The 11,937-nt window shown below is 72.6% G+C and carries 11 protein-coding genes; 3 read left to right on the top strand and 8 right to left on the bottom strand.

Annotation, left to right across the window (positions count from 1 at the left end; genetic code table 11):
- The first annotated feature begins 108 nt into the window (after positions 1-108).
- Entirely contained in the window at positions 109-1,077 is a 969-nt protein-coding gene (locus GL263_RS12090; protein WP_182855651.1) for a CHRD domain-containing protein, read from the top strand.
- Between the two features lie 33 nt (positions 1,078-1,110).
- Here the strand turns inward: GL263_RS12090 and GL263_RS12095 are convergent, their stop codons facing one another.
- Complete coding sequence (locus GL263_RS12095) at positions 1,111-2,031, bottom strand: hypothetical protein (RefSeq protein WP_182855653.1); 921 nt, start codon at positions 2,029-2,031, stop codon at positions 1,111-1,113.
- Between the two features lie 121 nt (positions 2,032-2,152).
- On the bottom strand, positions 2,153-3,373 hold the full coding sequence (locus GL263_RS12100; protein ID WP_228456452.1) for a S1 family peptidase: 1,221 nt from the start codon (positions 3,371-3,373) through the stop codon (positions 2,153-2,155).
- 454 nt (positions 3,374-3,827) lie between these two features.
- Here GL263_RS12100 and GL263_RS12105 point away from each other — a divergent pair, with 454 nt between their 5' ends.
- Positions 3,828-4,103, top strand: coding sequence for a hypothetical protein (locus tag GL263_RS12105; RefSeq protein WP_182855655.1), 276 nt, complete (start codon positions 3,828-3,830; stop codon positions 4,101-4,103).
- A 100-nt stretch (positions 4,104-4,203) separates the two neighbouring features.
- Positions 4,204-6,981, top strand: coding sequence for a heavy metal translocating P-type ATPase (locus tag GL263_RS12110; protein ID WP_182855657.1), 2,778 nt, complete (start codon positions 4,204-4,206; stop codon positions 6,979-6,981).
- A gap of 11 nt (positions 6,982-6,992) precedes the next feature.
- Here the strand turns inward: GL263_RS12110 and GL263_RS12115 are convergent, their stop codons facing one another.
- The 6 genes from GL263_RS12115 to GL263_RS12140 form a co-directional block, all read right to left on the bottom strand.
- The gene (locus GL263_RS12115; RefSeq protein WP_182855659.1) at positions 6,993-7,445 is read right to left on the bottom strand and encodes a phospholipase; all 453 of its coding nucleotides are present in this window, start codon (positions 7,443-7,445) and stop codon (positions 6,993-6,995) included.
- 308 nt (positions 7,446-7,753) lie between these two features.
- Positions 7,754-8,524 (bottom strand): succinate dehydrogenase iron-sulfur subunit, encoded by a 771-nt coding sequence (locus GL263_RS12120; RefSeq protein ID WP_182855666.1) that lies wholly within the window; start codon positions 8,522-8,524, stop codon positions 7,754-7,756.
- On the bottom strand, positions 8,521-10,275 hold the full coding sequence (gene sdhA / locus GL263_RS12125; protein ID WP_182855660.1) for a succinate dehydrogenase flavoprotein subunit: 1,755 nt from the start codon (positions 10,273-10,275) through the stop codon (positions 8,521-8,523). The genes GL263_RS12120 and sdhA overlap by 4 nt, the downstream gene beginning before the upstream one ends.
- Positions 10,276-10,294: 19 nt before the next feature.
- Positions 10,295-10,762, bottom strand: coding sequence for a succinate dehydrogenase hydrophobic membrane anchor subunit (locus GL263_RS12130; RefSeq protein WP_182855662.1), 468 nt, complete (start codon positions 10,760-10,762; stop codon positions 10,295-10,297).
- 6 nt (positions 10,763-10,768) lie between these two features.
- Positions 10,769-11,149, bottom strand: coding sequence for a succinate dehydrogenase, cytochrome b556 subunit (gene sdhC, locus GL263_RS12135; RefSeq protein WP_143649097.1), 381 nt, complete (start codon positions 11,147-11,149; stop codon positions 10,769-10,771).
- Positions 11,150-11,384: 235 nt separating this feature from the next.
- Positions 11,385-11,937, bottom strand: a 553-nt coding sequence (locus tag GL263_RS12140; protein WP_323379363.1) for a 2-oxo-4-hydroxy-4-carboxy-5-ureidoimidazoline decarboxylase, incomplete at its 5' end; no start/stop codon positions are given.

The following is an 11,937-nucleotide window of genomic DNA, read 5'->3' on the forward strand; positions in this document are numbered from 1 at the left end:
GAGCAGCGCGGTGGCGGTGGCCGTCAAGGGGGTGAGCGCGCCGCCCCGGGCGGCCAGCACCGCCAAGGGAGCACCGCCACGGCAGCTCCTCACCGAAAGGACACACACATGCGAAGGCGCATTTGGGCCCTCCCGGCCATGGCACTCGCCCTCGGTCTGCTGGGCACGCCCGCCACGGCCGCCCCCACCCACACCCCCGCGAAGGCGCCGGGCGCGGTCGCCGGCCAGGCGTCGACGGGCCAGCTCGCCGCGCATCCCGGACACCAGCGCGGCAAGGGGAAGTCACTCGCCTTCGCCGCCGTCCTCACCGGCGACCAGGAGATCTCCGACAAGGGCCGCCGCGGCGCCGGCGACCGCGACGGCGAGGCCGTGATCGTCATGAAGGTGAAGGGGAACAAGCTGGTCTTCGCGCTGAAGTGGCGGGGGATCAAGGCACCCAGCGCCGGCCACATCCACATCGGCGGCGCCGGCCGCAACGGCGACGTGAAGGTCCCGCTGTTCGGTACGGCGATGCCGCGCACGGCCCGCGCCGCCGCCGGCCACGTCAAGCTCGACAACGCGGCGATCGCGCAGGCCATCGGCAAGAATCCCGGCGGCTTCTACGTGAACATCCACAACAAGGAGTTCCCCGGCGGCGCGGTGCGCGGCCAACTGCGGCACCTGGGCAAGGCCGTCAACCCGCTCGACATCATCAAGGCCGGGAAGCTGCGCGCGTTCGCCAGCGGCTTCCAGGAGGTCAGCGACAACGGGCTGCCGCTCGCCGGCGACCTCGACGGCTTCGGTGTGGCCTTCGTCGACCCGCGGCACGACCGGGCCCACTACTCCGTGGCCTGGCTGAACATCGGCACCCCGCAGGCCGCGCACATCCACGAGGGCGGCGCCGGCCGGAACGGCAAGGTCCGCTTCCCGCTCTTCACCGAGCCGGTGCCCAGCAACGTGTTCGCGCTCTCCGGCGTCGTCCACAAGCTCAACCCGGCCGGGCTGAAGCACATCGCCGGCAACAGCCGCAACTTCTACTTCAACCTGCACAACAAGGAGTTCCCCGGCGGCGCGATCCGCGGCCAGCTGCACCACTGACCGCGGGTCCCGGGCCCGCGCGGGCCGGTGGCGTCACCGGGGCCACTGCCAGGCCAGGCCGTGGAAGCCGACGGTGCAGCGGCCGGGCAGCAGGTGGGCGGTGTGCGAGGCGTCCAGTTCCACCCGGTGCAGCCGGCCGCGCGGACCGTCCGCCCCGGGACGGTGGTAGCGGTGGCAGCGCACCGGGAGCGCGGCGGGGTGGAAGCGGACGTGCAGCAGCAGCTCACGCAGTCCCGGCCGCACCGACCGCTCGTGGAAGAGCGTCGGCGTTCGGCAGCCGTCGATGGCCAGTTCGTACTCCACGATCGCGGTCTCACTGGCCCGCAGCGGCCGGCCGAACAGCACCTCGACCACCGCGCAGGAGAGCACCGGGTCGCACCGCACCTCTCCGAGCCGGCCGCAGTGCACGCGCACGTCCACGGGGAGCGAGCGCGGGTCGTCGACCTCGTGGACGACGGTGAGCCGGTCGACCCCGGGCCGTGACGCCCGGACGACCTGCTGCACCAGGACCCGCCGTACGCAGCGCGACTCGTCCAGCACCAGGGTGTCGCGGACCGTCAGGGCCCGCAGCCCGGTGTTGAACTCGCGGAAGGCGGCACCGCCCAGCGCCGCCTCCTGGGCCGAGCCGGTGCCGTAGAGCGTGCGCAGCACGGCCGGGCTCTCCGGCCCGGTCACCGAACGGCCCCGCGGCCGCTGCGGGCCCAGCAGCCCGGACAACTCGCCCTCGGCGAGGCCGAGTATCGATTCCAGGGCGGTCAGCGCGGCGAGCGAGTCGCGGCGTTCGGGCTGGCTGCGGCCGCGCTGCCAGTGGCTGAGGGTGGCGGGACTGAGCGGCAGCCCGCGCGCGGCCAGTCGGCTGGACAGCCGCTGCAGCGGCAGCCCGCGCCGGGCGACGGCGGCCCGCAGGGCCCGGGCGAAGGGGGTTCCGGGGTCGGGGAAGACCGGGTCGTCCATCGTGCTCTCCGCGTCGTGCGTGTGTGGGGGGCGGCGCGGTCCGGCGGCGACGGCCGAGCGCGCGCCGGGGCTGGTGGATCCCGCCCCGGCGCGCGCTGGGTGTGTCCTGGCGCGTCCTGCGTCAGTTCGTGTCGAGCCGCAGACCGTAGTAGGAGAGTGTGTCGTCCAGCGGCTGGAAGTACGAGCTGCCGGGACTGTTGACAGCTCCGGTGCACCGCTGGCTGATCGGGCCGCCGGAGGTCATGCCCTGCGCCTGGTTGCCGGAGATGTAGGCGCCGCCGCTGTCACCGCCCTCGGTGCACACGCTGGACCGGCCGAGCCCGGTGACCACCGTGTCGGGGCCGCCGTTGCGGTCCTTGTAGGTGACGGTGACGTTGTAGCCCTGGACGGTGCCGCAGGTCCAGCGGGTCGTGGCGCCGGACTTGCAGACGCTGGCGCCCACGGCGGCGCGGTTGCCGCCGCGCACCGCGATGTTCCCGGCCGAACCCCAGGTGCCGACGGCGGTGGCTATGGACGAGCCGGCGTCGAGCCGCGCGATGCCCATGTCCACGCTGTTCGCGCCCAGCCGGAACCGGGAGTGCGTGGCCTGCGCGAACCGGCTGCCGTTGTGGAGGAGGACGGGCAGCGAGTCGACGCAGTGGCCGGCGGTCACCAGGTGCGGGCGGCCGGCGCTGTCCCGGGCGCCGAAGCCGACCGAGCAGTAGCCGGGGCCGTTGCCGAACGTCATCCTGCTGCCCGGGTACACGGTCTGCTGCGCCTCGGCGGGCGCCGCGTCCGTCACCACCCGTACGGCGTCGCCGAACCCTCCGGCGCGCGCCAGGAACGCCCGGGCGGCGGGGGCGCCCCGGTCGTTGACGCGCACGGTCACGGTGTCGGAGGCCAGGTCGGTCTCCCAGGAGGTGACGCCGCTCGGCGTGCGGGTCGCGGCGGCCCGGTCCAGGGCGGCCTTGATCCGGTCGAGTGCCGCCTCTCCGCGTTCCGCCTTGCGGGCGGTCAGGCCGGCCTCGGCGATCCGCTCGGCGGCGCGGCCGTCTGCCGCGTTGACGACCAGCGAGCCGTCGCCGTCGAAGAACGCGCCGTCGGTGCGGACGCCGGCCGTGCGCAACCGGTCCAGCCGCGCCTGCTGCGCGGCCTCGCGGTCCAGCCGGCGCTCGGCGGCGCGCTCGCTGACGCCGAGCGACGCGGCCAACGCGCCGACCATCGCCGGGTCGTAGCCGGACGCCGTCGGGACGGAGGCGGCGGGCGAGGCGGACCAGCCGGGCGAGCCGGACGAGCCGGACGAGCCGGACGAGGAAGCCGAGGACGGGCCGGGCGCCGGGGCGGCTGCCTGCGCGGTGCCCAGCGCGGTGGTGGAGATCACCGCACCGGCGACGGCGGCGGCGAGCAGTGAGGCGCGCGCGAGTGGGAAGCGTGCCACGGGGGTTCCTTTCGGTCGCGGGACGGCCACCGAGGGGCGGAAGGACGCAGTGGGGTTCGCGCGAGGCGCGTGCGGCTTCCGGGCGGCCGCCCGACGCCATGTCCATGTCGAACAGGCGCGACCGAACCCTGTCCCGTGACACCGGGCCACGACAAGCTCCGTGCGGCGTCCGGTTTTTGACAGTTATCCGGCGAACTGTTTACGCCCTGCCCGGGGGTGCTCGGCGGGCGCTACCCTGCTTCCTGCGACAACGACCTTGTGCGCCGGCCGGATCCACGGCAGGTGCCGTCCCGCCGCCCGACCAGCGGCGGCCGATCCTCGCGGGGAACCGACACGTGAAGAGGCGTACGTCAGTTCATGGGCGCCACCGGAGGCGCCGATGAGTGGGATGTGGCTCGTCTACACCGGCGGAGGGGTGCTGCTCGGCGCGACCCTGGTGTCGCTGGCCGCCGGACGCCTCGACCGCCCGGTGTGGCGCAGCCCCGGCGCGCTGCTCGCCGGCGCCGGGGGAGGGCTGCTCGCGCTCTGCTTCGCCGCCGTCGGCGGGGGGCGGGGCGTCGCGCTGTCGGCGGCCCTGCTGTGGTTCGCCGGGACCGCCCTGTTCACGCACGTCTGCGCGGACGGCCTGCGGCGCCGGCCCGGTCGCGCCGTGTGACGGTCGGCGGGTGCCGGGTGAGTCCGGTGAGGCAGGCCGCCTGGCTCCGTCGGCGTGGCGGGTGCACGCTGGAGGGAGCGATCCCGGGAGGCGAGCCGCCGTGAGTGCTGCCGACGTCGTCGTGGTGGTCGGGGCCGTCGTGCTGACGGCCCTGCTGGGCTGGTACTTCTTCGGGCCGCGCCGGGAGGGAGCGGCCCGGGTCGAGGACGGCGTCCAGCGGGTGCGGGTGACCGTCAGGGGCGGCTACAGCCCCGACCGGATCAGGGTCCGCGAGGGCACGCCCGTCGAGCTGGTCTTCGACCGGCAGGAGGCGGGGGAGTGCACGTCCCGTGTGGTGTTCCCGGACCTCCGGGTGAGCGCCGGGCTGCCCGCGCACACGACCACCACCGTGCGGCTGGCGCCCGACCGGCCGGGCAGATACCCGTTCGCATGCGGCATGAACATGATCCACGGCACGCTGCTCGTGGAACCGTCGGAGGGCGGCGGCCCCGAGGAACCGGCGGGCACGAGGGAGGGCGCGCTTGCCGGGGGCCCGGCCGCGGCCCCCGAAGGCCCGGCCGGCGGACCCGAGCAGCCGCCGGAGGGGGCCGAGGCCGAGGCGGACGACGCCGCCGAACGGCAGGCGGAGATCCGGGACCTCACCCGGCGCGTGACCGTCGGCGCCGTGCTGACCGCGCCCGTGCTGGTGTTCGTCATGGCGCACGAGCTGTTCCAGGCCGGCTGGGTGCCGGACTGGCTGCTGAACCACTGGCTCCAGTTCGCCCTGATCACGCCGGTGATGTTCTACACCGGCCTGCCGATCCACACCACGGGCTGGCTGGCGCTGCGCCACCGGTCGGCGGAGATGAACAGCCTGATCACGCTCGGCACCAGCGCCGCGTACGGCTACAGCGTGCTGGTCACCGTCGCCCCCGGCGTGCTGCCCGCGGACGTGCGGGAGGTGTACTACGAGGCCGTCGGCGTCATCATCACCCTCATCCTGCTCGGCCGGCTGCTGGAGGCCCGCGCCAAGGCGGGCACCGGGGAGGCCATCCGCGCCCTGCTCGGGCTGCGGCCGCGCACCGCCCGGGTGGTGCGGGACGGCACGGAACAGGAGGTGCCGCTGGAGGACGTCGTGGTGGGCGACGAGCTTGTCGTCCGGCCGGGGGAGAAGATCCCGGTGGACGGCCGCGTCGCCGACGGCTCCTCGGCGGTCGACGAGTCGATGGTGACCGGCGAGTCGATGCCGGTCGGCAAGCGCGCCGGGGACGAGGTCGTCGGCGGCACGGTGAACGGCACGGGCTCGCTGCGGGTGCGGGCGGAGAAGGTCGGCGCGGACACGGTGCTCGCGCAGATCGTCCGCCTGGTGCGGCAGGCGCAGGCGTCGCGGGCGCCGATCCAGCGGTTGGCGGACGCGGTCTCCGCCTACTTCGTCCCGGCCGTGATCGTCATCGCGATCGGCACGTTCGCGGTGTGGTTCACGGTGGGCCCGGCCCCGGCGCTCACCCTCGCGCTGGTCTCCGCCGTGGCCGTGCTGATCATCGCCTGCCCGTGCGCGCTCGGGTTGGCGACACCGTTGTCGGTGATGGTCGGCACCGGGAAGGGCGCCCGGGCCGGCATCCTGATCCGCTCGGCGGAGGCGCTGGAGACCGCGCACCGGCTGGACACCGTGGTGCTCGACAAGACCGGCACGATCACCGAGGGGCGCCCCCGGCTGACCGACGTCCTGCCCGTCGACGGCTGGGACGGGACCCGGCTGCTCGCCGTCGTCGCGGCGGCCGAGGCGGACAGCGAGCACCCGCTCGCCCACGCGATCGTCACGGCTGCGGCGGAACGCGGAGTGACCGCCCCACGGGCGTCCGCCTTCGACTCGGTCACCGGACGGGGCGTCCGGGCCACCGTCGAGGGGCGCGAGGTGCTGGTGGGCAACGCGCGGCTGCTGCGCGCGGAGGGCGTCGACGTGTCGGAGGCCGTGGAGCTGGCGGAACGCTGCTCGGCCCGGGGGCGCACGCCCGTGCTGGTCGCGGTCGACGGCCGGCCGGCGGGGGTGCTCGCGGTCGCCGACACGGTCAAGGAGGACTCGGCGGACGCCGTCGCCGCACTCCGGCGGCTCGGCATCGACGTCGTCATGATCACCGGCGACGATCGGCGGACCGCCGCCGCCATCGCCGCCGAGGTGGGTGTCGAGCGGGTGCTCGCCGAGGTGCTGCCGGAACACAAGGCCGACGAGATCCGCCGGCTCCAGGGGGAGGGCCGCAGCGTCGGCATGGTCGGTGACGGCGTCAACGACGCGCCCGCCCTCGCGGCGGCCGATGTCGGGCTGGCCATCGGCACCGGCACGGACGTGGCCATCGAGGCCGCCGACGTCACGCTGATCTCCGGCTCGCTCGGCGGCGTGGTCACCGCCGTCCGGTTGTCCCGCGCGACGATGCGCAACATCCGGCAGAACCTCTTCTTCGCACTGATCTACAACACCATCGGGGTGCCGGTGGCGGCGGGCGTGCTCTACCCGTTCTGGGAGGTGCGGCTCAGCCCGATGATCGCCGCGGCGGCGATGGCGGCGTCCTCGCTGTCGGTGGTCACCAACGCCTCCCGGCTGCGCCGCTGGCGTCCCGCCCCGCTGGAGCCGGCCGGGGCGGCCCCGCCGACGGAACCCCGCGTCGAGACCTCCACCGAGAGGGACGCGGCGTCCGACGACGGCACCGGCGGCAGGAGCGCCGACAACAGCACCGACGAGGACACCGCCACCGACGTGGTGTGCGGCATGCGGGTGTCCCGGGCGACCGCCCCGGTCCGCCGCGAACTCCCGGAGGGGACGTACCACTTCTGCTCCCAGGGCTGCGCCGACACCTTCGACGCCGACCCCGGCCGCTTCCGCACCACGTCCCCCCGCGAGTGAGCCGCCCTGCGTCAGCCGAAGTTCCGCACGGCCTGGTAGTAGGTCCAGGCCAGCCCGTTGCAACTTGTCCTGGTGGCACCGCTGTAGCGGTTGCAGACCCGCTTGAGGTCCTCGTGGAACGCGCTGTCCAGTCGCGCCTTGTTGGCGGAGAACCCGCCGACCTCCTTGTAGTTGCGGTAGCCGAAGTCGTGGCGCTGGCATGCCGACTTGAAGGGGAAGCCGAACGGGTTGTCGGGGGAGGTGGTGCAGTAGTCCGTCGTCCAGTTGAAGCGGTAGGCGGACCAGGCGGAGCGGTTGCTGTTGGCGGACGCCCAGGCGTTGTAGCTGGTGACGGACGTCTGGGTGAAGCTCGCCAACACCCGCGGCTTGTCGGCCGGTACGGCGTTCGCGGCCGTGGCGGTGGCGAAGACGGTAGCCATGGCGACACCGGTGGCGGCCAGTCCTCTGACTGCGGTGCGGATCATGTGAGACCTCCGAGGTGCGTCCGGCGGGCCTTCGCCGGACAGCCTTCGGGGGTGGCAACAGCCCTGGTTCCCAAGGCAGTTGTCCCCCGCTGCGGTGCGGACGCTACGCGCGTCGCACCGCGGGAGGGCAGAGTCGTGCGGCAATCTTCACCGAGCGTTCCCAAGCCGAATCCGCGCCGCCGCTTGTGTGCCACCCCCGGTACACCGCGGCGGCCCGCGCGGCCTTCCGGAAACGCCGAACGCCCCACCCGAGGTGCTCGGGTGGGGCGTTCGGGGCGACCGGTGCCGGCCGGTAGGCCGGTCGGGGGTCAGAAGCGGCGCGTGATCAGCGCCCGCTTCACCTCCTGGATCGCCTTGGTGACCTCGATGCCGCGCGGGCAGGCGTCCGTGCAGTTGAACGTCGTGCGGCAACGCCACACGCCGTCACGGTCGTTGAGGATCTCCAGCCGCTGCTCTCCGGCCTCGTCGCGCGAGTCGAAGATGAAGCGGTGCGCGTTGACGATCGCCGCCGGGCCGAAGTACTGGCCGTCGTTCCAGAACACCGGGCAGGAGCTGGTGCACGCGGCGCACAGGATGCACTTGGTGGTGTCGTCGAAGCGCTCGCGGTCCTCGGCCGACTGCAGACGCTCACGCGTGGGCTCGTTGCCGGTGGTGACCAGGAACGGCATCACGTCGCGGTACGCCTGGAAGAACGGCTCCATGTCGACCACCAGGTCCTTGAGGACGGTGAGGCCCTTGATGGCCTCCACGGTGATCGGCTTCTCCGGGTTGATGTCCTTGATCAGCGTCTTGCACGCCAGCCGGTTGCGGCCGTTGATCCGCATCGCGTCGGAGCCGCAGATGCCGTGGGCGCAGGACCGGCGGAACGTCAGGGTGCCGTCCATCTCCCACTTGATCTTGTGGAGGGCGTCCAGGACGCGTTCCTTCGGATCGATCTCGATCTCGAAGTCCTCCCAGGCCGCCTCCTCCGCGACCTCCGGGTTGAACCGGCGGATGCGGAAGGTCGCCGTGATGTACGGCGCGGCGCCGGCCACGGCCGGCCCGAGGCCCTCGGTCTTGTCCAGGGTGGTGGTCATCAGTACTTACGCTCCATCGGCTGGTAGCGGGTCTGGACGACCGGCTTGTAGTCCAGCCGGATCGACTCGTTGCCGTCCGCGTCGACCTCGCGGTACGCCATCGTGTGGCGCATGAAGTTGACGTCGTCGCGGTCAGGGTAGTCCTCGCGGTAGTGACCGCCGCGGGACTCCTTGCGGGCCAGCGCGGACACCGCGGTGACCTCGGCCAGCTCCAGCAGGTTGCCCAGCTCGATGGCCTCCAGCAGGTCGGTGTTGAACCGCTTGCCCTTGTCCTGGACGGAGACGTTCTTGTACCGCTTGCGCAGGGCGGCGATCTCGTCGACCGCCTCCTTCAGCGTCTGCTCGGTGCGGAACACCATGACGTTCTTGTCCATGGTGTCCTGCAGCGCCTTGCGGATCTCGGTGACCCGCTCGGTGCCCGTCGAGCTCCGCAGCCGCTCGACCTGCTCGACCACCAGCGAGGCCGGGTCCTCCGGCAGCTCGACGTAGTCGGCGGTGGCGGCGTACTCGGCGGCGGCGATGCCGGCCCGCTTGCCGAACACGTTGATGTCCAGCAGCGAGTTGGTGCCCAGCCGGTTGGCGCCGTGCACGGAGACGCAGGCGACCTCGCCGGCCGCGTACAGGCCCGGCACGACCGTGGTGTTGTCCAGCAGCACCTCGCCCTGGACGTTGGTGGGGATGCCGCCCATGGCGTAGTGCGCGGTCGGCTGGATCGGGATCGGGTCGGTGTACGGCTCGATGCCCAGGTACGTCCGCGCGAACTCGGTGATGTCCGGCAGCTTGGCGTCCAGCTGCTCCGGCGGCAGGTGGGTGAGGTCGAGGAAGACGTGGTCGCCCTCGGGACCGCAGCCGCGGCCCTCGCGGATCTCGGTGTAGATCGAGCGGGACACCACGTCCCGGGAGGCGAGGTCCTTCATGACGGGCGCGTACTTCTCCATGAAGCGCTCGCCGTCCTTGTTGCGGAGGATGCCGCCCTCACCGCGGGCGCCCTCGGTGAGGAGGATGCCCATGCGCCAGATGCCGGTCGGGTGGAACTGGAAGAACTCCATGTCCTCCAGCGGCAGTCCGCGACGCCACGCGGCGGCCTGGCCGTCACCGGTCAGGGTGTGCGCGTTGGAGGAGACCTTGTAGAACTTGCCGTTGCCGCCCGAGGCGAAGATGACGGCCTTCGCCTGGAAGACGTGGATCTCGCCGGTGGCCAGGTCGTAGGCGACCACACCGGCGGTCCTCTTGACGCCGTCGACCTCGCTGAGGAGCAGGTCGAGCACGTAGAACTCGTTGTAGAACTCCACGCCCTCCTTGACGCAGTTCTGGTACAGCGTCTGGAGGATCATGTGGCCGGTGCGGTCGGCCGCGTAGCAGGACCGGCGGACCGGGGCCTCGCCGTGGTTGCGGCTGTGACCGCCGAAGCGGCGCTGGTCGATGGTGCCGCCCGGCGTCCGGTTGAACGGCAGGCCCATCTTCTCCAGGTCGAGGACGGCGTCGATGGCCTCCTTCGCCAGGATCTCGGCGGCGTCCTGGTCGACCAGGTAGTCACCGCCCTTGACCGTGTCGAAGGTGTGCCACTCCCAGTTGTCCTCCTCCACGTTCGCCAGCGCGGCGGCCATGCCGCCCTGCGCGGCGCCGGTGTGGGAGCGCGTGGGGTAGAGCTTGGTCAGCACGGCGGTGCGGCTGCGCTTCGTCGACTCGATGGCGGCGCGCATACCGGCGCCACCGGCGCCGACGATGACGGTGTCGTACTTGTGGATCTTCATGGCTCCAGTACCTCAGCCCTCAGATGTTCGGGTCGAAGGTGAAGATCACCAGCGTGCCCAGCAGGATGGTGAACACCGTCGCGGTGTACAGCAGCATCTTCAGCCAGAAGCGGGTGTTGTCCCGTTCGGCGTAGTCGTTGATGATCGTGCGCAGGCCGTTGGCGCCGTGCAGCATGGCGAGCCAGAGCATGATCAGGTCCCAGGCCTGCCAGAACGGCGAGGCCCAGCGACCGGCGACGAAGGCGAAGCTGATCTTGGTGACGCCGCCGTCCAGCACCAGCTGGATCAGCAGGTGGCCGAGCACCAGGACGACGAGCAGGATGCCCGACAGGCGCATGAACAGCCAGCCGTACATCTCGAAGTTGGTGCGGGTGGACTTCGGCGTCTTCCCGGTGCGGGCGCGGGGCGGCTCGATGAGCGGAGCCGGGTTCTCCACGGACGGTCCGGTCGAACCGGTGGAGCCGGTCGAGAGAGTCGCGTCGGACATCGGTGATCAGCTCCCGAACACTTCGTAGAAGGCGTGGGACAGGACGGGCCAGAAGGCTCCCGCCATCAGGACGATCCAGATGCCCATCACGGTGTACAGCATCTGCTTCTGGTACTTGGCACCCTTGGACCAGAAGTCGACCGCCACGACCCGGAGGCCGTTGAGCGCGTGGAAGAGGACGGCCGCGACGAGGCCGTACTCCATCAGGCCGACGAGCGGCGTCTTGTAGACGGCGATGGTCTCGTCGTACGCCTCGGGCGAGACGCGGACCAGGGCGGTGTCGAGGACATGGACGAGCAGGAAGAAGAAGATGAGGACGCCGGTGACTCGGTGAGCCACCCAGGACCACATGCCTTCCCGGCCGCGGTACAGCGTTCCAGCCGGCACGGAAAACCCTCCGGGAGCGGGATTGGGGCCTGCCGGCTTCAGTGTCGGTCGGGCCCGGCCGGGTACGGTCCACCGGCCGCCGCCATGGTAGCGACGAGGTGTCGGTTACCTCGCGCCGGGGGCATAGGTGTGATCAATCAGGCACGGAAGGACTACCGGTGGTGACTCTCCGTACGGCCAGACGCAGCAGTGCGGACACCGGGTCAGCACGGGGTCGGCGCGGGGCCGGCCCGGGTCAGCGCGGTGTGGTGCCGCCGGCGGCGACGGCCGTGCGGGCCAGCCGGCGGAGCCTGCCGAGGGCCAGGCGGCGCAGCTCCTCGCGGGTCGCCGCGCGCTCGTCGTCCTCGCTGTTGCCGAGCCGTGCGTGCAGGGCTGCCAGCTCGGCCGCAAGTCGCTCGTTCGGGGGTACCTCGTCCAGGCAGACCACAAACACGTGCTGGAACTTGGCCTCGTAGGCGGCGCGCGCGGCCTGCGAGGCGGTGTGCGCCGCGAGCGCGCCGGGCCCCTGGTAGGGGGCGGCCGTGTCGAACGGGTCCTCCGCCCCGGCTCGCGACCCGGCGCCCGCGCGCTGCCGGTCGGCCTCGGCGGACAGCGCCTCGCCCACCTCCGCCTGGGACAGGTCGTAGCTGGCCTCCTCGGCCGCCGCCAGCAGCGCACCGACGTCCGGATACGGGCGGTGTGCGGCCAGCCGACGAGCCCAGCGCGCGCTTCCGCAGCAGCGCCACAGCAGCGCCTCGGCCTCCGTGAAGGGGGCCGAGTTGAGGCGGTGGAGGGGGCCGAGGGGGCCC

Origin of the sequence: Streptomyces durbertensis, from assembly GCF_014156695.1 — a bacterium.
Taxonomy (GTDB): domain Bacteria; phylum Actinomycetota; class Actinomycetes; order Streptomycetales; family Streptomycetaceae; genus Streptomyces; species Streptomyces durbertensis.

What these genes read in the sequence shown, in the direction of transcription:
- sdhA (WP_182855660.1), bottom strand. Translation starts at nt 10,275, where the DNA reads ATGAAGATCCACAAGTACGACACCGTCATCGTCGGCGCCGGTGGCGCC.
- GL263_RS12090 (WP_182855651.1), top strand. Translation starts at nt 109, where the DNA reads ATGCGAAGGCGCATTTGGGCCCTCCCGGCCATGGCACTCGCCCTCGGT.
- GL263_RS12130 (WP_182855662.1), bottom strand. Translation starts at nt 10,762, where the DNA reads ATGTCCGACGCGACTCTCTCGACCGGCTCCACCGGTTCGACCGGACCG.
- GL263_RS12105 (WP_182855655.1), top strand. Translation starts at nt 3,828, where the DNA reads ATGAGTGGGATGTGGCTCGTCTACACCGGCGGAGGGGTGCTGCTCGGC.
- GL263_RS12115 (WP_182855659.1), bottom strand. Translation starts at nt 7,445, where the DNA reads ATGATCCGCACCGCAGTCAGAGGACTGGCCGCCACCGGTGTCGCCATG.
- GL263_RS12095 (WP_182855653.1), bottom strand. Translation starts at nt 2,031, where the DNA reads ATGGACGACCCGGTCTTCCCCGACCCCGGAACCCCCTTCGCCCGGGCC.